Below are 22,778 nucleotides of genomic sequence, written 5' to 3' on the forward strand. Positions count from 1 at the left end.
AGCGCATGAGCCTCGCCGTCCGCGTCATCCCGTGCCTCGACGTCGCCGCCGGCCGCGTCGTCAAGGGCGTGAACTTCCTGAACCTTCGCGACGCCGGCGACCCGGTCGAACTCGCCGCCCGCTACGCGGTGCAGGGCGCCGACGAGCTGACCTTCCTCGACGTCACCGCGACCGTCGACGATCGGTCGACGACGTACGACATGGTGCAGCAGGTCGCCGAACAGGTGTTCATCCCCCTCACCGTGGGCGGCGGCGTGCGTTCGACCGACGACGTGGCCCGCCTGCTCGGCCACGGCGCCGACAAGATCGGCGTGAACAGTGCGGCGATCGCGCGGCCCGCGCTCATCGCCGAGATCGCCGACCGCTTCGGCGCGCAGGTGTGCGTGCTCTCGCTCGACGTCAAGCGATCCGACCGCACCGCGTCGGGCTTCGTCGTGACGACGCACGGCGGCCGCACCGAGACCGACCTCGACGCCCTCGAGTGGGCGCGCCGCGCCATCGAGCTGGGGGCGGGCGAGCTGCTCGTCAACTCGATCGACGCCGACGGCACGAAGCAGGGCTTCGACCTCGAGCTGACCGGTCTCATGCACGAGCTCTCGACCGTGCCGGTGATCGCCTCGGGCGGCGCCGGACGGGTCGCCGACTTCGCGCCGGCGATCGCGGCCGGGGCCGACGCCGTGCTCGCCGCGTCGGTGTTCCACAACGGCGAGGTGACGGTCGGCGAGGTCAAGCAGGCGCTCGAGGCCGACGGGAGGATCGTCAGATGAGCGAGTCCGGCGACGAGGAGCTCGAGTTCGACACCGACGCATGGGTCCCGGACGCCACGGCGGTCGATCGCGCGGCGTTCAACGCCGACGGCCTGCTTCCCGTCATCGTCCAGCAGTGGGACACCGGCGAGGTGCTCATGCTCGCCTGGATGGACCGCGAGGCCATGCGGCGCACGCTCACCGAGGGCCGGGTCACGTTCTGGTCGCGCTCCCGCCAGGAGTACTGGCGCAAGGGCGACACCTCGGGGCACGCCCAGTACGTCCGCTCGGCCGCGCTCGACTGCGACGCCGACACGCTGCTCGTGCGGGTCGAGCAGATCGGCGCCGCCTGCCACACCGGCACCCGCACCTGCTTCGACGGCGACCCGATCGACGTCGTGCAGGGGCAGGTCCCCGGAGCGCCGAGCCCCGGCGCCTGACGAGCCGCCCCCGATCCACGCACGCGACGAGGAGACACGATGACCGCCACGACGACCTTCGAGGAGTTCGCGGACCTGCTCACCGGGCGTCGCGTGGTGCCCGTCGTGCGCGAGCTCTTCGCCGACGGCGAGACACCCGTCGGCATCTACCGCAAGCTCGCCGAGGGACGCCCCGGCACGTTCCTCCTCGAATCGGCCGAGCAGGGCGGCATCTGGTCGCGCTACTCGTTCGTCGGCGTCTCGTCGTACGGCGTCATCACCGAGCACGACGATCGGGTCGAGTGGCACGATCACGGCCTGTCCGCCGATCGGGCGCTCGGCGAGGCATCCGACCTGCCGCCGCTCGCCGCGCTCGAAGCGCTGTTCGAGCGCTGGCAGACCGAGGACGTTCCCGGCGCGCCGCCGCTGACCGGCGGGCTCGTCGGATTCATCGGCTGGGAGGCGGTGCGCCAGATCGAGCACCTGCCCGACCGGCCTCCCGCCGAGTCCTCGATCCCGGGGCAGGCGTTCGCCTTCGTCGCCGAACTCGTCGTCATCGACCACCGCACGGGCACCGTGCAGCTCATCGCCTCGGTGCTCAACGACACCGGGGCGGCCGCCGACGAACTGTGGGTCGACGCGCAGGCGCGGCTCGACCGCATGCAGCGCGGGCTCGCGGCGCCCGCCGAGGCGTGGCTCGCCGAGATCGACCTCGACCGGCCCGCGCACCCGGCCCACCGCACCGCCGAAGCCGACTTCCTCGCCGCCGTCGACCGCTCGAAGGACTTCATCCGCGACGGCGACGTCTTCCAGGTGGTGATCTCGCAGCGATTCGAGCACGAGGCGACCGCGCCGGCCCTCGACGTCTACCGGGTGCTGCGCAGCCTCAACCCGAGCCCGTACATGTACTTCCTGCACCTCGAGGACGGGGCGGGCGAGCCGTACTGGATCGTCGGATCCTCACCCGAGGCGCTCGTCAAGGTGCAGCACGGCCGTGTCTTCACCCACCCGATCGCGGGTTCGAAGCCGCGCGGCGCCACTCCCGAGGAGGACGCCGACCTCGAGGCCGCGCTCGTGGCCGACCCGAAGGAGCAGGCCGAGCACCTCATGCTCGTCGACCTCGCCCGCAACGACCTCGCGAAGGTGTGCGCCGCGGGCTCGGTCGAGGTCACCGAGTTCATGCGGGTCGAGCGGTTCAGCCACATCATGCACCTCGTGTCGTCGGTCGAGGGCGATCTCGAGTCCGGGGTGAACGCGATCGAGGTGTTCCGCGCGACCTTCCCCGCCGGCACCCTGTCCGGCGCTCCGAAGCCACGCGCGCTCGAGATCATCGACGAGCTCGAACCCGCCCAGCGCGGGCTCTACGGGGGAGTGGTCGGGTACTTCGGGTTCGGCGGCGACGCCGACCTCGCGATCGCGATCCGCACGGCGGCCATCTCGGGCGGCATCGCCCGGGTGCAGGCCGGGGCGGGGCTCGTCGCCGACTCCGACCCTGCGAGCGAGTTCGAGGAGTCGCGCAACAAGGCGGCCGCGCCGCTCCGGGCCGTCGCCGTCGCCAACGCGATGCGGAGGATCGAGGCATGAACCGCGCCCGCATGAAGTATCCGGCGATCGTCGTCTCGGTGGTGGGCTCGGGCCTCGCCCTGCTCGCCTGGAGCCAGACCTGGTTCGGGCTCGTCCTCGCGAGCGGCGCCGGCGCCCATGTGAACGCCGAGGTGATCGCCGTTCCGGGCAGCGTCGCCTCGCCCGCGCTCGCGGCCCTCGGCCTCGCCGGGCTCGCCCTCGCGGCCGCCCTCGCGCTGGCCGGTCCCGCCATCCGGGTCGTGCTCGGCGTGCTCGAGGTCGTGCTGGGGGGATGCCTCGTGCTGGCCGCCGCCCTCGCGCTCGCCGATCCCGTCGCCGCCGTCTCCGCGTCGGTCACCGAGGCGACCGGCGTCGCCGGCGACGACCCGACGGCCGAGCTCGTGGGCTCCGCCGTCGCCACCGCGTGGCCGGCGGTCGCCGTGGCCGGCGGCGTGCTCGTCGTCGTCGCGGGCGTGCTCGTGCTCGTCACGGGCACCCGCTGGCCCGGCTCGTCGCGGCGCTACCGCAGCGGACTCGCGCCCGCCGAGGGCGAGCACGACGTCACCCGCGGCGCCGCCGAGCGCGCCGTCGACGACTGGGACGAGCTCAGCCGCGGCGACGACCCGACCGATGACACGACCGGCGTCGATGACGCGACCGGCCCCGAACCGACCCGCTAGACTGGCGGGCGAAACCCCCTGCACGAAGGAGCATCAATGAGCATCGAGACCGCAGATCCCGGCCACGGACACTCGCCCGCGGCGTGGACCGCCGTCACCATCATGCTCATCGCGTTCACGATCGGCACGGTCGCGTTCTTCCTCGACGTGCAGTGGCTCGTCTGGGCGTCGGCGGGCCTCCTCGTCGTCGGCCTCATCGTCGGCTGGGTGCTCGCCCGCGCCGGCTACGGTGTCGGCGGCGCGAAGGTCGCTGAGAAGGCGCACTAGGTGCTGGCCGAGCTGACGGCGAACGCGGTCGCCGACGCGTTCGCGCGCCGTGAGACCCGCCCGCTCGACGAGGTCGAGGCCGCCGCACTCGCACGCCCTGCCGCGCTCGACGCGCTCGAGGCCCTGCGCCCGGCGTCGCACGTCAAGGTCATCGCCGAGATCAAGCGCTCGAGCCCCTCGCGCGGTGCGCTCGCCTCGATCACCGACCCGGCCGCGCTCGCGCGCAGCTACGAGCTCGGCGGTGCGAGCGCGATCAGCGTGCTCACCGAGGGTCGCAAGTTCGGCGGGTCGCTCGCCGACCTCGAGGCCGTCCGTGCCGCGGTCGCCCTGCCGGTGCTGCGCAAAGACTTCATCGCGACGCCGTACCAGGTCTTCGAGGCCCGTGCCGCCGGTGCCGACCTCGTGCTGCTCATCGTCGCGGCGCTCGACGACGCGACCCTGCGTGAGCTGTTCGACCTCATCGTCTCGCTCGGCATGACGCCGCTCGTCGAGACGCACTCGGCCGACGAGCTCGACCGGGCCGCCGCGCTCGGTGCGCGGCTCATCGGCGTGAACGCGCGCGACCTGACGACGTTCGAGCTCGACCGAGACCTGTTCGGCCGCCTCGCCGACCGGTTCCCGGCCGATGCGATCCGCGTCGCCGAGTCGGCGGTGCTCTCGCCCGCCGACGTCGCCCACTACCGCTCATCGGGCGCCGACGTCGTGCTCGTGGGCGAGGCGCTCGTCACGGGCGACCCGATTGCCAACCTCTCAGCTTTCCTGGCGGTGTGACATGGCGCTTCGAGCGCAGACCGGTCCCTACTTCGGCGACTTCGGCGGGCGCTTCGTGCCCGAATCCCTCGTCGCCGCCCTCGACGAGCTCGGCGAGGCGTACGACCTCGCCAAGCTCGACCCGGCGTTCGGCGCCGAGCTCGCCGAGCTCGGCCGCAGCTACACCGGGCGTCCCTCGATCATCACCGAGGTGCCGCGCTTCGCGCAGCACGCCGGCGGCGCGCGCATCATCCTGAAGCGCGAAGACCTCAACCACACCGGCTCGCACAAGATCAACAACGTGCTGGGCCAGGCGCTGCTCACCAAGCGCATCGGCAAGCAGCGCGTGATCGCCGAGACCGGTGCCGGCCAGCACGGCGTCGCGACCGCGACCGCCGCCGCACTCTTCGGCCTCGACTGCACCATCTACATGGGAGAGGTCGACACCGAACGCCAGGCCCTCAACGTCGCCCGCATGCGCCTGCTCGGCGCAGAGGTCGTCGCGGTGACGGCCGGCTCGCGCACCTTGAAGGACGCGATCAACGAGGCGATGCGCGACTGGGTCACGAACGTCGAGACGACCAACTACATCTTCGGCACCGTCGCGGGGCCGCATCCGTTCCCCGAGATGGTGCGCGACTTCCAGAAGATCATCGGCGAAGAGGCGCGCCAGCAGGTGCTCGACCTCACCGGTGCGCTGCCCACCGCCGTCGTGGCATGCGTCGGCGGCGGCTCCAACGCGATCGGCATCTTCCACGCCTTCCTCGACGACGAGGGCGTCGGGCTCTACGGCTTCGAGGCCGGCGGTGAGGGCGTCGACACGCCGCGGCACGCCGCGACGATCACGAAGGGGCGCCCGGGCGTGCTGCACGGGGCGCGCAGCTACATGCTGCAGGACGAGGACGGCCAGACCATCGAGTCGCACTCGATCTCGGCCGGACTCGACTACCCGGGCGTCGGGCCCGAGCACTCGTGGCTCGCCGCGATCGGCCGCGCCGAGTACCGGCCGGTGACCGACGACGCCGCGATGCAGGCCCTCCGCCTGCTCACCCGCACCGAGGGCATCATCCCCGCCATCGAGTCGTCGCACGCGCTGGCCGGCGCGCTCGAACTGGGCCGCGAACTCGGCACCGACGCGACGATCCTCGTCAACCTCTCCGGCCGCGGCGACAAGGACATGGACACGGCGGCCCGCTACTTCGAGCTGTACGACGAGGAGGCCGCGGAATGAGCGCGCTCAACACGGTCGGCCCCGTCATCGCGCGGCGCAACGCCGAGGCAGCCGGTGCCCTCATCGGCTACCTGCCGGTCGGATTCCCGACGCTCGACGAGAGCGTCGAGGCCGCCGTCGCCCTCGTCGAGAACGGCGTCGACGCGCTCGAGCTCGGCCTGCCGTACTCCGACCCGGTCATGGACGGCCCGGTCATCCAGGCGGCGACGCAGCAGGCGCTCCAGCGAGGCTTCCGGCTGGCAGACGGCTTCGAGGCGGTGCGCCGCATCACCGAGCGGGTGGATGCGCCGGTGCTCGTCATGACCTACTGGAACCCCGTGCTGCAGTACGGCGTCGAGCGGTTCGCCGACGATCTCGCGGCCGCCGGGGGAGCCGGGCTCATCACGCCCGACCTCATCCCCGACGAGGGGTCCGACTGGATCGCCGCATCCGAGCGCACCGGGCTCGACCGCGTGTTCCTCGCCGCGCCGACGTCGACCGACGCGCGCATCGCGCAGGTGGTCGAGTCGAGCCGGGGGTTCGTCTACGCGGTGTCGACCATGGGCATCACGGGCGCCCGCGCCGACGTCGACCGCGCGGCGCGCACGGTCGTCGAGCGGCTGCAGGCCGCGGGCGCGACGGCGAGCTGCGTCGGCGTCGGCATCTCCACGGCCGCGCAGGTCGCCGAGGTGCTCGAGTACGCCGAGGGCGCCATCGTCGGTTCGGCGCTCGTGAAGGCCCTCGCCGACGGCGGCGTGCGCGGAGCCGGCGCCCTCGCCGCCGAGCTCGCGCGCGGCACCGGTCGCGAGTGAAGTACGCTGACTGAGGCCCACGCGGCCGACGTTTCTCCCGAGGAAAGGCAGCAGCCCGAGTGATCGCACCGCTCAGCATCCCGAGTCCCGACTACGCGTGGCAGGCGTGGGAGTTCAACCTGTTCGGGCTGCAGTTCAACGTCAACACGTACGCGCTGTGCATCCTCGTCGGCATCATCCTGGCCGTCGTCATCACCTCGCGCCGCCTCACGAAGCGCGGGGCCGAGCCGGGCATCGTGCTCGACATCGCGCTGTGGGCGGTTCCCCTCGGCATCATCGGTGCGCGCATGTACCACGTGTTCACGCACCCCGACGACTACTTCTTCGCCGGCGCGAACGTCTGGAACCCGTTCCAGCCGGGCGCGATCTGGAACATCTGGGAGGGTGGCAACGCCATCTACGGCGCCCTTCTCGGTGGCGCGATCGGTGTCATCATCGGCTGCCGGTTCACGGGACTGCGGTTCTGGTCGTTCGCCGATGCGCTGGCGCCGGGGCTCCTGGTCGCCCAGGCGGTCGGCCGTCTCGGCAACTGGTTCAACCACGAGCTGTACGGCGCGCCCACCGACCTGCCGTGGGGTCTCGAGATCGAGTTCTCGAACCCCGCGTGGCCGCAGGGCCTCGCCGAGGGCACCCTCTTCCACCCGACGTTCCTCTACGAGCTCGTCTGGAACCTGGCGGGCGCCGCCGTGATCATCCTGCTCGAGCGTCGCGTCAACCTCCGCTGGGGCAAGGCCTTCGCGATCTACCTCATCTGGTACGGGCTCGGCCGCTCCTTCTTCGAGTCGATCCGCGTCGACCCGAGCGAGATGTTCCTGGGCATCCGCGTCAACGTCTGGACGTCGTTCGCCGCGATCGTGCTCGGCATCGTGCTCTACCTCGTCCAGCGTCGCCGGCACACCGGCGACGAGCCCAGCCCCTACGTTCCCGGACGTGAATGGAAGGGCCCCGACGCTGAGGTAGACTCAGACGAAATCGAGTCCGACTCAGACTCTCTCGACGACGGCGTCGAGGGCGAGAACGACCCCCAGGGCGAGACGGCGGCCACAAGCCCGAGCCGTACCACCTCGTAGACAGGCCGCCCCACCCCGTTCTCCGAAGCGACGCCGCACCATGCGTCGTGCATCCCCGTGTAGGGCCGATGGCGTCCCCGCTTCCATTCCCCTGATGTGATGAGGACGGTTCCCTGTGTCGCTCACCCCTCCCTTCTCGCGGTTCGGATCCGTTCCGCAAGCCCAGGGCATGTACGACCCCGCCGCCGAGAAAGACGCGTGCGGCCTCGCGATGGTCGCGACGCTCCGCGGTACCGCGGAGCACGACATCATCACCGCGGCGCTCGATGCGCTGCGCCACCTCGAACACCGCGGCGCGGTGGGCTCCGATGCCGGCACCGGTGACGGCGCGGGCATCATCACGCAGATCCCCGACGAGTTCCTGCGTGCCGTGAGCGCGTTCCCGCTGCCCGAGGCCGGCGCATACGCCGTCGGCAACGCGTTCCTGCCGGTCGACCCGACCACGCGCAGCCGGGTCAAGCGGCAGCTCGCCGAGCTCGCCGCCGTCGAGGGCCTCGAAGTGCTCGGCTGGCGCGAGGTCCCCGTGCGACCCGACGAGCTCGGCACCCTCGCGCGTGCGGCGATGCCGGCCGTGCAGCAGCTCTTCGTCCGCTCGACCGCGACGACCTCGACCGGTGCGCGTCTCGCGGGCATCGCGCTCGACCGTCTCGCGTTCCGGCTCCGCAAGCGGGCCGAGCGCGAGCTCGAGCTCTACTTCGCCTCGCTGTCGTGCCGCACCATGGTCTACAAGGGCATGGTCACGACGCTCCAGCTCGAGCCCTTCTACCCCGACCTCTCCGACGAGCGGTTCGCCTCGAAGCTCGCACTCGTGCACTCGCGCTACTCGACGAACACCTTCCCGTCGTGGCCGCTCGCCCAGCCCTTCCGCATGATCGCGCACAACGGCGAGATCAACACCATCCAGGGCAACCGCAACTGGATGCGGGCGCGCCAGTCGCAGCTCGAGTCCGAGGTGCTCGGCGACCTCGAGCCGATCCTGCCCATCGTGACGCCGGGCGCGAGCGACTCCGCCTCCTTCGACGAGGTGGTCGAGCTGCTCACGCTCGCCGGTCGCAGCCTGCCGCACGCGGTGATGATGATGGTGCCCGAAGCGTGGGAGAACCAGGCCGAGCTCAGCCCCGAGCGGCGGGCGTTCTACGAGTACCACTCGATGCTCATGGAGCCGTGGGACGGTCCGGCCGCGATCGTCTTCACCGACGGCACGCTCGTCGGCGCCACGCTCGATCGCAACGGACTCCGCCCCGGCCGCTACGTCGTCACCGACGACGGGCTCATCGTGCTGGCGAGCGAGATCGGCGTGCTCGACCTCGAGCAGTCCCGCATCGTGCGCAAGGGCCGGCTGCAGCCGGGGCGCATGTTCCTCGTCGACACCGAGCAGGGCCGCATCATCGAGGACGACGAGATCAAGTCGGAACTCGAGCGGTCCGAGCCCTGGGGCGAGTGGCTCGAGGAAGGCCGCATCCGCCTCGCCGAGCTGCCCGAGCGCGAGCACATCGTGCACCCGCCCGCGTCGGTGAACCGTCGCCAGCGCACCTTCGGGTACACGGAGGAGGAGGTCAAGATCCTCCTGACCCCCATGGCGAAGACCGGCCAGGAGCCGCTCGGCGCGATGGGCTCCGACACGCCCATCGCGGTGCTCTCGAAGCGCCAGCGCCTGCTGTTCGACTACTTCACCCAGCAGTTCGCCCAGGTCACGAACCCGCCGCTCGACTCGATCCGCGAGGCCGTCGTGACCTCGCTCGGCACGCAGATCGGCCCCGAGCGCAACCTGCTCTCGGCGGGCCCCGAGCACGCGCGCCAGGTCACGCTCGGCTTCCCGGTGATCGACAACGACGAGCTCGCGAAGATCGTGCACATCGACCCGATGCCCGGTCGGCGCACGACGGTCACCGTCCGCGGCCTCTACCGGTTCGACGAGGGCCCCGACGCGATGCGCGACCGGCTGCGCGCGATGTGCGCCGAGGTCGACGAGGCGATCGAGGAGGGCGCGAAGTTCATCGTCCTCTCCGACCGCGACTCCAACAAGGACCTCGCGCCGATCCCGTCGCTGCTCATGCTCTCGGCCGTGCATCACCACCTCATCCGCGCGGAGAACCGCATGAAGGTCGGCCTCGTCGTCGAGGCGGGCGACGTGCGCGAGGTGCATCACGTCGCGCTCCTCGTCGGATACGGGGCCTCGGCCGTGAACCCGTACCTCGCCATGGAGACGTGCGAGGATCTCGTGCGCTCGGGCGTCATCACCGGGGTCTCGCCCGAGCAGGCCGTGCACAACGTGATCAAGGCGCTCGGCAAGGGCGTGCTCAAGATCATGTCGAAGATGGGCGTCTCGACGATCGCGTCCTACGCGGGGGCCCAGGCCTTCGAGGCCGTCGGCCTGTCGCAGGCGTTCATCGACGAGTACTTCACCGGCACCACCTCGAAGCTCGGCGGCGTCGGCATCGACGTCGTGGCCGCCGAGAACCTCGACCGCCACGCGAAGGCGTATCCGCAGGACCAGGCGGTGCGGGTCCACGAACGGCTCGCGACGGGCGGCGAGTACCAGTGGCGTCGTGACGGGTCGCCGCACCTGTTCAACCCCGAGACGGTCTTCCGGCTGCAGCACTCGACGCGCAACCGCCGGTACGACGTGTTCCGCGAGTACACCTCGCTCGTCGACTCGCAGGCCGAGGAGCTGCTGACGCTGCGCGGCATGTTCGCGCTGCGCACGGGTACGCGTCCGGCCGTGCCGCTCGACGAGGTCGAGCCGGTCTCGTCGATCGTCAAGCGCTTCTCGACGGGCGCCATGAGCTACGGGTCGATCTCGAAGGAGGCGCACGAGACGCTCGCCATCGCCATGAACCGGCTCGGCGCCAAGTCGAACACCGGCGAGGGCGGCGAAGACCTCGACCGGCTGCTCGACCCCGAGCGCCGCAGCGCGATCAAGCAGGTCGCGTCCGGCCGCTTCGGCGTGACGAGCATGTACCTCACCCACGCCGACGACATCCAGATCAAGCTCGCCCAGGGGGCGAAGCCCGGCGAAGGCGGCCAGCTGCCGCCGACGAAGGTGTACCCGTGGGTCGCCCGCACGCGCCACGCGACCGCGGGCGTCGGACTCATCTCGCCGCCGCCGCACCACGACATCTACTCCATCGAAGACCTCAAACAGCTCATCTTCGACCTCAAGCGCGCGAACCCGAAGGCGCGCGTCCACGTGAAGCTCGTCAGCCAGTCGGGCATCGGCGCGGTCGCCGCGGGCACCGCGAAGGCGCTCGCCGACGTCATCCTCGTCTCGGGGCACGACGGCGGCACCGGTGCGAGCCCGCTCAACTCGCTCAAGCACGCGGGTACGCCCTGGGAGCTCGGACTGGCCGAGACGCAGCAGACGCTCATGCTCAACGGCATGCGCGACCGCGTCGTCGTGCAGGTCGACGGCCAGCTGAAGACCGGACGCGACGTCGTCATCGGCGCCCTGCTCGGGGCCGAGGAGTTCGGCTTCGCGACCGCGCCGCTCGTCGTCGAGGGCTGCGTCATGATGCGCGTGTGCCACCTCGACACGTGCCCGGTCGGCGTCGCGACGCAGAACCCCGAACTGCGCAAGCGGTTCAGCGGCAAGCCCGAGTTCGTCGTGAACTTCTTCGAGTTCATCGCCCAGGAGGTGCGCGAGTACCTCGCCGCGCTCGGCTACCGCTCGATCGACGAGATCGTCGGCCGGCGCGAGCTGCTCGACGTCGATCGCGCGGTCGACCACTGGAAGGCCTCGGGGCTCGACCTCACGCCCGTGCTCGTCGGACCCGACTTCTCGGAGGCGGAGCCGCGGCGCAACGGACGGCCGCAGGACCACGAGCTCGACGAGCACTTCGACAACGAACTGATCCGCCGGGCCGGCATCGTGCTCGAGGACGGCGGGTCGGTGTCGATCGAGCTGCCGATCAAGAACACGGAACGCGCCGTGGGAACCATGCTCGGCCACGAGGTCACGTCGCGGCACGGCGAGCAGGGGCTGCCCACCGGCTCGATCGACGTCACGCTCACGGGCTCGGCCGGGCAGTCGCTCGGCGCCTTCCTCCCGGGCGGCATCACGATCCGGCTCGAGGGCGACTCGAACGACTACGTCGGCAAGGGCCTCTCGGGTGGCCGCATCATCGTCCGCCCGGCGCGCGACAGCGGCTTCGCCGCCGAGCGCAACGTCATCGCGGGCAACGTCATCGGCTACGGTGCGACGAGCGGCAGCATGTTCATCCGCGGCATCGTCGGCGAGCGGTTCCTCGTGCGCAACTCCGGCGCGACCGCCGTCGTCGAGGGCGTCGGCGACCACGCGCTCGAGTACATGACCGGCGGTCTCGCCGTCATCCTCGGCGAGACGGGCCGCAACCTCGGCGCCGGCATGTCGGGCGGTACCGCCTACGTGCTGGGCCTGCGCGAGGGCCGGATCAACCGCGAGTCGCTCGCGGCGGGCGAGCTCGAGCTCCTCCCGCTCGGCAGCGCCGACCGGGAGATCGTGCGCGATCTGCTCGAGCAGCACGTCGCCGAGACCGATTCCGCGGTCGCCGCGTCGCTCCTCGCCGAGGGCGAGGCCGCGTTCGACCGCTTCACGAAGGTGCTGCCGCGCGACTACGCGGCGGTGCTCCGCACCCGCCAGAGCGCGGTCGACGAGGGGCTCGACCCCGACGGCGACGTCGTCTGGACGCGAATCCTCGAGGTGACGAATGGCTGAGTCGGCTTCGATGATCGACACGGCAGTGCTCACGAACGACATGGAGGTGACGAATGGCTGACCCCAAGGGCTTCCTGAAGGTCACCGAGCGCGAGCTGCCCAAGCGGCGTCCCGTGCCGGTGCGCATCATGGACTGGAAAGAGGTCTACGAGCAGGGCGACCCCGCGCAGCTGCGCCGGCAGGCGGGCCGATGCATGGACTGCGGCATCCCCTTCTGCCACCAGGGCTGCCCGCTCGGCAACCTCATCCCCGAGTGGAACGACCTCATGTACCGCGGTGAGGGCCGCGCGGCGATCGAGCGGCTGCACGCGACGAACAACTTCCCCGAGTTCACCGGACGGCTCTGCCCCGCGCCGTGCGAGTCGGCGTGCGTGCTCGGCATCAACCAGCCGGCGGTCACGATCAAGCAGGTCGAGGTCTCGATCATCGACCAGGCCTTCGGCAACGGCTGGGTGCAGCCGCAGCCGCCCGGGCGCCTGACGGGCAAGACCGTCGCGGTCGTCGGGTCGGGCCCCGCCGGCCTCGCCGCCGCGCAGCAGCTCACCCGGGCCGGCCATACGGTCGCCGTCTTCGAGCGCGACGACCGCATCGGCGGCCTGCTGCGGTACGGCATCCCCGACTTCAAGATGGAGAAGAAGCACCTCGAGGCCCGCCTCGCGCAGATGACGGCCGAGGGCACCCGCTTCCGGGCGGGCATGAACATCGGCGTGGACATCACGTGGGATCAGCTCCGCGAGCGCTACGACGCCGTCGTGATCGCGACCGGCGCGATGGTGCCGCGCGACCTGCCGGTGCCCGGGCGCGACCTGCCCGGCGTGCACTTCGCGATGGAGTACCTCACGCAGTCCAACCGCCATATCGCCGGCGACGAGGTCTTCGACCAGATCACGGCGGAGGGCAAGCACGTCGTGGTCCTCGGCGGCGGCGACACGGGCGCCGACTGCATCGGCACCGCGCACCGCCAGGGCGCGCTGTCGGTCACGAACCTCGCCATCGGCAAGCAGCCGGGGCGGGAGCGACCCGACCACCAGCCGTGGCCGATGCATCCGACCGTCTTCGAGGTGCAGAGCGCCCATGAAGAGGGCGGCCGCCGCGAGTTCCTCGCCTCGACGGTCGAGTTCCTCGCCAACGAGGCGGGCGAGGTCCGGGCCATCCGGGTCGCCGAGACCGAGTACCTCGACGGCCGCCGCGTCCCGAAGGCCGGCACCGAGCGCGAGATCCCCGCGGACCTCGTGCTGCTCGCGCTCGGCTTCACCGGTCCCGAGACCGGTGAGCTCGACGAGCAGCTGCAGCTCGCCGTCACCGACCGCGGCAACCTCGCACGCGACGCGGCGTACGCCACGGCCGAGCCGGGCGTCTTCGTCGCGGGCGACGCCGGGCGCGGCCAGTCGCTCATCGTCTGGGCGATCGCGGAGGGCCGGGCTGCGGCCGCCGCCGTCGACCGGTACCTTGAAGGCGAGACCTCGCTGCCGAGTCCCATCGCGGCGACGGCACGGGCCATCGCCGTCTGAGCCCCAGGCGCGCCGCTCGGCGCGTCGTCCGAATACGATCAGCGCTTCTGCGCAGAACACCGGGAGTATCACCACATGAGACGAGCGAAGATCGTCGCCACCCTCGGGCCGGCGACATCGAGCTACGAGCAGATCCGGGCGATCATCGATGCGGGCGTCGACGTCGCGCGCATGAACCTCAGCCACGGCACCTACGACGTCCACGAGGGCGTCTACCAGAACGTGCGCAAGGCCGCGGCCGACTCCGGTCGTGCGGTCGCCGTGCTCGTCGACCTGCAGGGTCCCAAGATCCGCCTCGGCAAGTTCGCCGACGGCCCCCACGAGCTCGCCGAGGGCGACATCTTCAAGATCACGACCGAAGAGATCCTCGGCACGAAGGAGATCGTCGGCACGACGTTCAAGGGCCTCCCGCAGGACGTGAAGGCCGGCGACTTCCTGCTCATCGACGACGGCAAGGTCCGCGTCGAGGTGCTCGAGACCGACGGCACGGTCGTGACGACCAAGGTCGTCGTGGCCGGACCCGTCTCGAACAACAAGGGCATCAACCTGCCCGGCGTCGCGGTGAACGTGCCGGCCCTCTCCGAGAAGGACGAGGCCGACCTGCGCTGGGGCCTCGAGCTCGGCGCCGACCTCATCGCCCTCTCGTTCGTGCGCAACGCCGCCGACATCACGCGCGTCCACGAGATCATGGACGAGGTCGGCCGCCGCGTGCCGGTCGTCGCGAAGGTCGAGAAGCCGCAGGCGGTCGACGCGCTCGAGGAGATCACCGAGGCGTTCGACGCGGTCATGGTCGCGCGCGGCGACCTCGGCGTCGAGCTGCCGCTCGAGGCCGTGCCGATCGTGCAGAAGCGCGCGGTCGAGATCGCGCGCCGCCTCGCGAAGCCCGTGATCGTGGCGACGCAGATGCTCGAGTCGATGATCCACAGCCCGGTGCCGACGCGCGCCGAGACCTCCGACGTCGCGAACGCGGTGCTCGACGGCGCCGACGCGGTCATGCTCTCGGGCGAGACGAGCGTGGGGGAGTACCCGGTCATCACCGTGCAGACGATGGCCCGCATCATCGAGTCGACCGAGCAGCACGGCCTCGACCGCATCGCGCCGCTCGGCACGAAGCCCCGCACGCAGTCGGGCGCCATCACGGCCGCGGCCGTCGAGGTCGCCGACTTCGTCGAGGCGAAGTACCTCTGCGTGTTCACCGAGTCGGGCGAGACGGTGCGCCGCATGACCCGACTGCGCTCGAAGATCCCGATCCTCGCCTTCACGCCCGATCCCGCGATCCGTCGTCGCATGGCCCTCAACTGGGGCGTCGAGTCGTTCGTCGTCTCGCGCGTCACCCACACCGACCAGATGGTGGGCCAGGTCGACGAGGCGCTCGCGAAGACCGGCAAGGCCGTCAACGGCGAGAAGGTCGTCATCATCTCGGGCTCGCCTCCCGGCATCCCCGGCACCACGAACGACGTGCGCGTGCACGTCGTGGGCGAGGTGCTCTAGCGCTTCGTCGACGAAGGGCCGGCCCGGCAGGGTCGGCCCTTCGCCGTGTCCGCGCACGGGCGGGAAACGCCTCGGCTTCGCGCCGTGGCAGAATCCGATGGTGGTCGTGCGATTCGAGTGCCGGAGCGTCCTCGCGATGACTCCTTCGGCGGCGTTCGGGCGGTCGCTCGACATCGACCTTCACGTGGCCTCGATGGCCCGCTCGCGCGAGCGTGCCATCGGCGGGGTGACCTCCGGCAGGATCGGGCCGGGCGAAGAGGTGACCTGGCGCGCGTGGCACTTCGGGATCCCGTTCCGCATGACGAGCCGGATCGTCGGGTTCGATGAACCGCGATCCTTCGTGGACGAGCAGGTGCGGGGCCCGTTCCGGTCGTTCCGCCATGTGCACCGGTTCGAGCCGACCGCCGACGGTGCGGGCACCGTCATGACGGACGAGATCGAGTTCGTCGCGCCGTGCGGACCGTTCGGGCGGCTCGCGGAGCGGTTTCTCGGACCGTACCTGCGGCGCCTGATCGAGACGCGGAACGCCCACCTGGTTGGGGACGCGGCGAGATGATCCGCGGACGTGCCGCGGGCGACGGTGCCGGTGGTGGGGGTCGAACCCACACGCCCTTTCGGGCAAAGCATTTTGAGTGCTCCGCGTCTGCCATTCCGCCACACCGGCCAGAGGCCTCGCCCAGAATACCGTAGGCTTTCCTGCGTGACTGACACCGAATCAACCCAGCCGGCAGCTCCGCGCCGCGTCGTCGTGGCCGAAGATGAGTCGCTCATCCGGCTCGACATCGTCGAGATCCTGCGCGACAACGGCTTCGAGGTCGTCGGCGAGGCGGGCGACGGCGAGACCGCCGTGGCGCTCGCGACCGAGCTGCGCCCCGATCTCGTCATCATGGACGTCAAGATGCCCCAGCTCGACGGCATCTCCGCGGCCGAGCGCCTCTCGAAGGGCCACATCGCCCCCGTCGTGCTGCTGACCGCGTTCAGCCAGAAGGAGCTCGTCGAGCGTGCGAGCGAGGCCGGGGCGCTGGCGTACGTCGTCAAGCCGTTCACGCCGAACGACCTGCTGCCCGCGATCGAGATCGCGCTGGCCCGGCACGCCCAGATCATCGCGCTCGAGGCCGAGGTCGGCGACCTCGTCGAGCGGTTCGAGACCCGCAAGCTCGTCGACCGCGCGAAGGGCCTGCTCAACGAGAAGATGGGGCTCTCCGAGCCCGAGGCGTTCCGCTGGATCCAGAAGGCGTCGATGGACCGCCGCCTCACGATGAAAGACGTCTCGCAGGCGATCATCGAGCAGCTCGCACCCAAGAAGTAGGGCTTCAGAATCACGAACGGCGGATGCCTCGACGAGCACGGTCTCGTCGAGGCATCCGCCGTTCGCCGTCGGCGTGGGGCGCCCGCGCGGCGGGTGCGCCGGACGCGTCGGGCGGTGTCGGCGGCCGCTTGTAGGCTGGTGCGGTGACGGACGCAGACAAGCCCACCCTCCTCGTCGTCGACGGCCACTCGCTGGCCTTCCGAGCCTTCTACGCCCTCCCGGTCGACAGCTTCACGACGCGCGACGGCCAGCACACGAACGCCATCCACGGCTTCCTCTCGATGCTGCTGCTGCTGCTCCAGAACGAGAAGCCCACGCACCTCGCGGTCGCCTTCGACGTGTCGCGGCACTCCTTCCGCACGCGCGAGTACGCCGAGTACAAGGGCACCCGCGGCGAGACCCCGCCCGAGTTCAAGGGGCAGGTGCCCCTGCTCCAAGAGGCGCTGCAGGCGATGGGCATCCGCGTGCTCGAGAAAGAGGACTTCGAGGCCGACGACATCCTCGCGACGCTCGCCGCGCGCGGGCGGGCCGACGGCTACCGCGTGCTCCTCGTCTCGGGCGACCGCGACACCATCCAGCTCGTCAACGACGACGTCACGCTGCTCTACCCGAATGCGCAGGGCGTCTCGCAGCTGAAGCGCTACGACCCGGCCGCGGTCGTCGAGCGGTACGGCATCCGCCCCGAGCAGTACCCCGACGTCGCGGCGCTGGTCGGCGAGACGAGCGACAACCTGATCGGCATCACGAAGGTCGGCGAGAAGACCGCGGTCAAGTGGCTCGGCCTCTACGGCGATCTCGACGGAATCCTCGCTCACGCCGACGAGATCAAGGGCGTCGTCGGGCAGAACCTCCGCGACGAGAAGGAGAACGCGATCCGCAATCGCAAGCTCAACCGCCTCGTCGACGACGTCGAGCTCGACCTCGCGATCCCCGAGCTCGAGGCGCGCCCGATCGACGTCGAGGCGGTTCGGCCGCTCTTCGAGCGACTCGAGTTCCGCACGCTCTTCGAGCGGCTGCGCAAGCTCGCGACGGGCGAGGCGAACGGCAACGGCAACGGCGGCGGTCCCGCTGCCGAGCCCGCGCCGCTCATCGCCGCGCCCACGATGCCGATCTCGCAGAGCCCGGTCGGGGCCGACCTGGCCGCGTGGCTCGAGCGGGCCGTCGCCGCCGAGCCGGCGGGGCTCGGCCTCAGCCTCGAGGTCGTCGACGGCGTCGTCGTCGGGGCGGGTGTCGCGACCGCGACCGAGACGGTGCACGTCACCTGGCGCGAGGGGGCGGCCGAGTCGCTGCCGTTCGAGGCGTGGCTCGCGTCCGACGCACCGAAGGTCATGACCGACGCGAAGCCCCAGCTCGAAGCGCTCACCCGATCCCGTCTCGCGTTCGACGGGCTCGTGCTCGACACGCTCGTCGCGGGCTGGCTCGTGCGGCCGAACCTCGTCGAGAAGAGCCTGCACGACCTCGTCGACCGTTACCTCGGCGAGACGGTGCCGCAGGCCGACCCGGCCCAGCTCGTGCCCGAAGAGGGCACCGACGCCGGTGCGCCCGAGTACGCGTGGTTCACGGTGCGGGTCGCCCCGGCGGTGCTGCGCGCACTGCCCGAGCGTTCGCGGCAGCTGCTCGCCGACGTCGAGATGCCGCTCGTGCCGGTGCTCGCCGCGATGGAGCTCCGGGGCGTCACGGTCGACCACGACGAGCTCGCCGCGTTGTCGGCCGAACTCGGCGAACGAGCGGCCGGCCTCGCAGAAGCGGCGTACGCCGAGATCGGTCGCGAGGTGAACCTCGGCTCGCCCAAGCAGCTGCAGGAGGTGCTGTTCGACCAGCTCGGCATGCCGAAGACGCGCGCGACGAAGACCGGCTACACGACCGACGCGAACGCGCTCGCCGACCTGCAGGAGTCGAGCCCGCACCCCTTCCTGGGCTACCTGCTCGAGCACCGCGACGCGACGAAGCTGCGGCAGATCGTCGACGCGCTCGACAAGTCGATCGCCGCCGACGGCCGCATCCACACGAACTACGGGCAGATCGGCGCGGCCACCGGTCGCATGTCGTCGAACGACCCGAACCTCCAGAACATCCCGATCCGCACCGAAGACGGGCGTCGCATCCGCAAGGCCTTCCGGCACGGCCCCGACTACGTCGAGCTGCTCACGGCCGACTACTCGCAGATCGAGATGCGCATCATGGCGCACCTCTCGGGCGACCCCGGGCTCATCGAGGCCTTCAACGCGGGCGAAGACCTGCACCGGTTCGTCGGCGCACGGGTCTTCTCGGTCGATCCGGCCGACGTCACGCCGCTCATGCGCACGAAGGTCAAGGCCATGTCGTACGGCCTCGCCTACGGGCTCAGCGCCTTCGGCCTGTCGAAGCAGCTGCGCATCGATCGCGCCGAGGCGCAGCAGCTCATGCGTGAGTACTTCGAACGGTTCGGCGCGGTGCGCGACTACCTGCGCGGCGTCGTCGAGCAGGCGAAGATCGACGGCTACACCGAGACGATCTTCGGCCGTCGCCGTCCCTTCCCCGACCTCAACAGCCCCAACCGCGTGCTCCGCGAGAACGCCGAGCGCGCGGCGCTCAATTCGCCGATCCAGGGCTCCGCCGCCGACATCATGAAGCTCGCGATGGTCGGCGTCGAGCGCGAGATCCAGGCGCAGGGGCTCTCGAGCCGCATGCTGCTCACCGTGCACGACGAACTCATCTTCGAGGTCGCGGCGGGCGAATCCGAGGCGCTCGAGGCCGTCGTCCGAGACAAGATGGCGAACGCCGCCGAGCTCAAGGTGCCGCTCGACGTGCAGGTCGGCCGCGGGCGCAACTGGGAGGACGCGGCGCACTAGCGGCCTCGATCGGTCGAGGGATCCTCGACGTCGACACGGGCGGGGTGGCTGTCCTAGGTTCGAAGGATGGCATCGAGTGAGCGCACCCCGACCGACGTCGACCGCATCGCCGAGGGCTGGGTCGACACGCTCGTCGACCTCGACCCGAGCATCGGCACCTACATCGGCCGGACGAGCCACGACGACCGGCTCGCCGACTACTCCCCGGCCGGGCACGAGCGCCGGGTGGCCGCCGTCCGCGAGACCGTCGCCGCGCTGCGCGCTGCCGCACCGGCCGATGAGGTCGACGGCATCACGGTGGCCGACCTGGGCTCGCAGCTCGAGCTCGACCTCGAGCGGTACGACGCCGGCCTCCATCTCCGCGACCTCAACGTGATCGCGAGCCCGTCGCAGGAGATCCGCGACGTGTTCGACCTCATGCCGACCGCCGACGTCGATGACTGGTCGCGTATCGCCACCCGGCTCGGTGCCGTCCCGGGCGCACTCGACGGGTACGTCGAGACCCTGCGCGCCGGCATCGCCGCCGGCAGCGTGCCCGCCGTTCGGCAGGTGCACGAGGTGGCGGCGCAGGCGCGCCGCGTCGCCAAGGCCGACGGCTTCTTCGCGACGTTCGCGGCGAACGCGAAGGCGGGGGAGTCGGCGCTGCCCGAGTCGCTGCAGCGCGACCTCGCGTCGGGCGCGAGCTCGGCGAGCGAGGCGTACGGCCGCCTGGCCGAGTTCCTCGAGTCCGAGCTCGCGCCCGTCGCGGGCGACGCCGACGCCGTCGGCCGCGACATCTACGCGCTCGAGTCGCGGCAGTTCCTCGGCGCCGTCATCGACCTCGACGAGACCTACGAGTGGGGCATCGAAGAACTCGCGCGCATGGTCGCCGAGCAGGAGTCGATCGCGAACGAGATCAAGCCCGGCGCATCCGTCGCCGAGGCGATCGCGCACCTCGACGGAGACCCGGCGCGGAAGCTCCACGGCACCGACGCACTCCAGCGGTGGATGCAGGAGACCAGCGACCGCGCGGTCGCCGAGCTCGCCGGTACCCAGTTCGACATCCCCGCCGAGATCCGCACCCTCGAGTGCATGATCGCCCCCACGCAGGAGGGCGGCATCTACTACACGGGCCCGAGCGACGACTTCACGCGGCCCGGCCGCATGTGGTGGTCGGTGCCCGAGGGCGTCACCGAGTTCGACACGTGGCGCGAACTCACCACCGTCTACCACGAGGGCGTTCCCGGACACCACCTGCAGATCGGCCAGGCGGTGGTGAACCGCGGGCAGCTCAACACCTGGCGCCGCCAGCTCGCCGGCACGTCGGGCCACGCCGAGGGGTGGGCGCTCTACGCCGAACGGCTCATGGAGGGCCTCGGCTACCTCGACGACCCGGCCGACCGCCTCGGCATGCTCGACGGCCAGCGCATGCGCGCCGCCCGCGTCGTGCTCGACATCGGCGTGCACCTGGGCAAGCAGCGCCCCGACGGGCAGGGCGTCTGGACGGGGGACTACGCCTTCGAGTTCCTCGGGCGGAACGTCAACATGAACGAGGGCTTCGTGCGATTCGAGGTGCACCGCTATCTCGGCTGGCCGGGCCAGGCCCCGTCGTACAAGGTCGGCCAGCGCATCTGGGAGCAGCTGCGCGACGAGGTGGCCCGCCGTGAGGGTGCCGCCTTCGACATCCGCGAGTTCCACCGCCGGGCGCTCGGCCTGGGCGGCGTCGGGCTCGACACTCTGAAGTCGGCGCTGCTCGGCTGAGCCGGGGCGCTCATGGCGGGGCGGAATGCCCCGGAATGCGTGCGGTTGCCGCGAACCGAGCGGTTCCGTTAGGATGGAGCGTCACTCGTGTGACATCCCTGTCCGCATGCCCATCGCGGAAACACAATAACGCTCTACCGCGCGATGGGCTCGATATTGTCCTTTACGGAGCATTCACTACATGACAACCGCAACGACCAAGGCGCCCAAGCAGGTCGCGATCAACGACATCGGATCTGCTGACGATTTCCTCGCCGCGGTCGAGAAGACTCTGAAGTTCTTCAACGACGGCGACCTCATCGAGGGCACCGTCGTGAAGATCGACCGCGACGAGGTCCTCCTCGACGTCGGCTACAAGACCGAGGGCGTCATCCCCTCGCGCGAGCTTTCCATCAAGCACGACGTCGACCCCAGCGAGGTCGTCGGCGTCGGCGACACCGTCGAGGCCCTGGTTCTCCAGAAGGAGGACAAGGAAGGCCGCCTCATCCTGTCGAAGAAGCGTGCGCAGTACGAGCGCGCCTGGGGCGACGTGGAGAAGATCAAGGAGGCCGACGGCGTCGTGACCGGTTCGGTCATCGAGGTCGTCAAGGGCGGCCTGATCGTCGACATCGGCCTCCGCGGCTTCCTCCCGGCGTCGCTCATCGAGCTCCGCCGCGTGCGCGACCTCACGCCGTACCTCGGCCAGGAGATCGAGGCGAAGATCCTCGAGCTCGACAAGAACCGCAACAACGTCGTCCTCTCGCGCCGCGCGCTCCTCGAGCAGACGCAGTCCGAGTCGCGTTCGACGTTCCTCGCGAACCTGCACCCGGGCCAGATCCGCAAGGGTGTCATCTCGTCGATCGTCAACTTCGGTGCGTTCGTCGACCTCGGCGGCGTGGACGGCCTCGTGCACGTCTCCGAGCTGTCGTGGAAGCACATCGAGCACGCCAGCGAGGTCGTCGAGGTCGGCCAGGAGGTCACCGTCGAGGTGCTCTCCGTCGAGCTCGACCGCGAGCGCGTCTCGCTGTCGCTCAAGGCGACGCAGGAGGACCCGTGGCAGGTCTTCGCCCGCACCCACGCGATCGGCCAGGTCGCGCCGGGCAAGGTCACGAAGCTCGTGCCGTTCGGTGCGTTCGTCCGCGTGGCCGACGGCATCGAGGGTCTCGTGCACATCTCGGAGCTGTCGGGCAAGCACGTCGAACTCGCGGAGCAGGTCGTGTCGGTCGGCGAAGAGGTCTTCGTCAAGGTCATCGACATCGACCTCGAGCGTCGCCGCATCTCGCTCTCGCTGAAGCAGGCGAACGAGGGCGTCGACCCCGAGGGCACCGAGTTCGACCCGGCGCTCTACGGCATGCTCACCGAGTACGACGAGCAGGGCAACTACAAGTACCCCGAGGGCTTCGACCCCGAGACCAACGAGTGGCGCGAGGGCTTCGAGGCCCAGCGCGAGAAGTGGGAGCAGGACTACGCTGCCGCTCAGGCTCGCTGGGAGGCGCACAAGAAGCAGGTCGCTGCTTCGCTCGCCGCCCAGGCTGCCGACGACTCGTTCTCGGCCGGCGGTGCCTCCTACTCGAGCGACTCGGCCGGCACGGGCACCCTTGCCGACGACGCCTCGCTCGCGGCACTGCGCGAGAAGCTCTCGAGCAACAACTGATCGCACCTGCGACACGACCTGAAGGCCGGTTCCCTCGGGAACCGGCCTTCGGC

The 22,778-nt window shown here is 70.7% G+C and carries 17 protein-coding genes and 1 tRNA gene; 17 read left to right on the forward strand and 1 reads right to left on the reverse strand.

Going from position 1 to position 22,778, the window contains the following annotated elements:
- The first annotated feature begins 5 nt into the window (after positions 1 to 5).
- From hisF to AC3RJ6_RS12720, 13 genes are all read left to right on the forward strand, one after another.
- Positions 6 to 767 carry an imidazole glycerol phosphate synthase subunit HisF gene (gene hisF, locus AC3RJ6_RS12660; protein WP_491427429.1) on the forward strand — a complete coding sequence of 254 codons (762 nt, stop codon included), beginning with the start codon at positions 6 to 8 and terminating at the stop codon, positions 765 to 767.
- Entirely contained in the window at positions 764 to 1,186 is a 423-nt protein-coding gene (gene hisI, locus AC3RJ6_RS12665; RefSeq protein WP_491427430.1) for a phosphoribosyl-AMP cyclohydrolase, read from the forward strand. The genes hisF and hisI overlap by 4 nt, the downstream gene beginning before the upstream one ends.
- Positions 1,187 to 1,225: 39 nt before the next feature.
- A complete protein-coding gene (locus AC3RJ6_RS12670; RefSeq protein ID WP_491427431.1) occupies positions 1,226 to 2,749 on the forward strand; it encodes an anthranilate synthase component I in 1,524 nt (507 codons plus the stop codon).
- Entirely contained in the window at positions 2,746 to 3,408 is a 663-nt protein-coding gene (locus AC3RJ6_RS12675) for a Trp biosynthesis-associated membrane protein (RefSeq protein WP_491427432.1), read from the forward strand. The genes AC3RJ6_RS12670 and AC3RJ6_RS12675 overlap by 4 nt, the downstream gene beginning before the upstream one ends.
- 36 nt (positions 3,409 to 3,444) lie before the next feature.
- A complete protein-coding gene (locus tag AC3RJ6_RS12680) occupies positions 3,445 to 3,675 on the forward strand; it encodes a DUF6704 family protein (protein WP_491427433.1) in 231 nt (76 codons plus the stop codon).
- Complete coding sequence (gene trpC / locus AC3RJ6_RS12685; RefSeq protein WP_491427434.1) at positions 3,676 to 4,446, forward strand: indole-3-glycerol phosphate synthase TrpC; 771 nt, start codon at positions 3,676 to 3,678, stop codon at positions 4,444 to 4,446.
- Position 4,447: 1 nt separating this feature from the next.
- A complete protein-coding gene (gene trpB, locus AC3RJ6_RS12690) occupies positions 4,448 to 5,656 on the forward strand; it encodes a tryptophan synthase subunit beta (protein WP_491427436.1) in 1,209 nt (402 codons plus the stop codon).
- Entirely contained in the window at positions 5,653 to 6,447 is a 795-nt protein-coding gene (gene trpA / locus AC3RJ6_RS12695) for a tryptophan synthase subunit alpha (protein WP_491427437.1), read from the forward strand. Before trpB ends, trpA begins: the two co-directional genes overlap by 4 nt.
- A gap of 59 nt (positions 6,448 to 6,506) precedes the next feature.
- Positions 6,507 to 7,517, forward strand: a complete 1,011-nt coding sequence (gene lgt / locus AC3RJ6_RS12700; RefSeq protein WP_491427438.1) for a prolipoprotein diacylglyceryl transferase — start codon at positions 6,507 to 6,509, stop codon at positions 7,515 to 7,517.
- 169 nt (positions 7,518 to 7,686) lie between these two features.
- Complete coding sequence (gltB, locus tag AC3RJ6_RS12705) at positions 7,687 to 12,210, forward strand: glutamate synthase large subunit (RefSeq protein ID WP_491427801.1); 4,524 nt, start codon at positions 7,687 to 7,689, stop codon at positions 12,208 to 12,210.
- Between the two features lie 53 nt (positions 12,211 to 12,263).
- The gene (locus AC3RJ6_RS12710; RefSeq protein WP_491427439.1) at positions 12,264 to 13,721 is read left to right on the forward strand and encodes a glutamate synthase subunit beta; all 1,458 of its coding nucleotides are present in this window, start codon (positions 12,264 to 12,266) and stop codon (positions 13,719 to 13,721) included.
- 75 nt (positions 13,722 to 13,796) lie between these two features.
- A complete protein-coding gene (gene pyk / locus AC3RJ6_RS12715) occupies positions 13,797 to 15,212 on the forward strand; it encodes a pyruvate kinase (protein WP_491427440.1) in 1,416 nt (471 codons plus the stop codon).
- 193 nt (positions 15,213 to 15,405) lie between these two features.
- A complete protein-coding gene (locus AC3RJ6_RS12720) occupies positions 15,406 to 15,768 on the forward strand; it encodes an SRPBCC family protein (protein WP_491427441.1) in 363 nt (120 codons plus the stop codon).
- Positions 15,769 to 15,793: 25 nt separating this feature from the next.
- Here the strand turns inward: AC3RJ6_RS12720 and AC3RJ6_RS12725 are convergent.
- A tRNA-Leu gene (locus AC3RJ6_RS12725) sits at positions 15,794 to 15,876 on the reverse strand.
- Positions 15,877 to 15,912: 36 nt separating this feature from the next.
- Here AC3RJ6_RS12725 and AC3RJ6_RS12730 point away from each other — a divergent pair.
- From AC3RJ6_RS12730 to rpsA, 4 genes are all read left to right on the forward strand, one after another.
- Positions 15,913 to 16,521, forward strand: coding sequence for an ANTAR domain-containing response regulator (locus AC3RJ6_RS12730; RefSeq protein ID WP_491427442.1), 609 nt, complete (start codon positions 15,913 to 15,915; stop codon positions 16,519 to 16,521).
- Between the two features lie 143 nt (positions 16,522 to 16,664).
- Positions 16,665 to 19,352, forward strand: a complete 2,688-nt coding sequence (polA, locus tag AC3RJ6_RS12735; protein WP_491427443.1) for a DNA polymerase I — start codon at positions 16,665 to 16,667, stop codon at positions 19,350 to 19,352.
- Positions 19,353 to 19,418: 66 nt separating this feature from the next.
- The gene (locus AC3RJ6_RS12740; RefSeq protein WP_491427444.1) at positions 19,419 to 21,092 is read left to right on the forward strand and encodes a DUF885 domain-containing protein; all 1,674 of its coding nucleotides are present in this window, start codon (positions 19,419 to 19,421) and stop codon (positions 21,090 to 21,092) included.
- Between the two features lie 181 nt (positions 21,093 to 21,273).
- On the forward strand, positions 21,274 to 22,725 hold the full coding sequence (rpsA, locus tag AC3RJ6_RS12745; protein ID WP_231430925.1) for a 30S ribosomal protein S1: 1,452 nt from the start codon (positions 21,274 to 21,276) through the stop codon (positions 22,723 to 22,725).
- Positions 22,726 to 22,778 lie beyond the last annotated feature (53 nt).

The sequence above is a fragment of the Agromyces cucurbitae genome, from assembly GCF_058349945.1.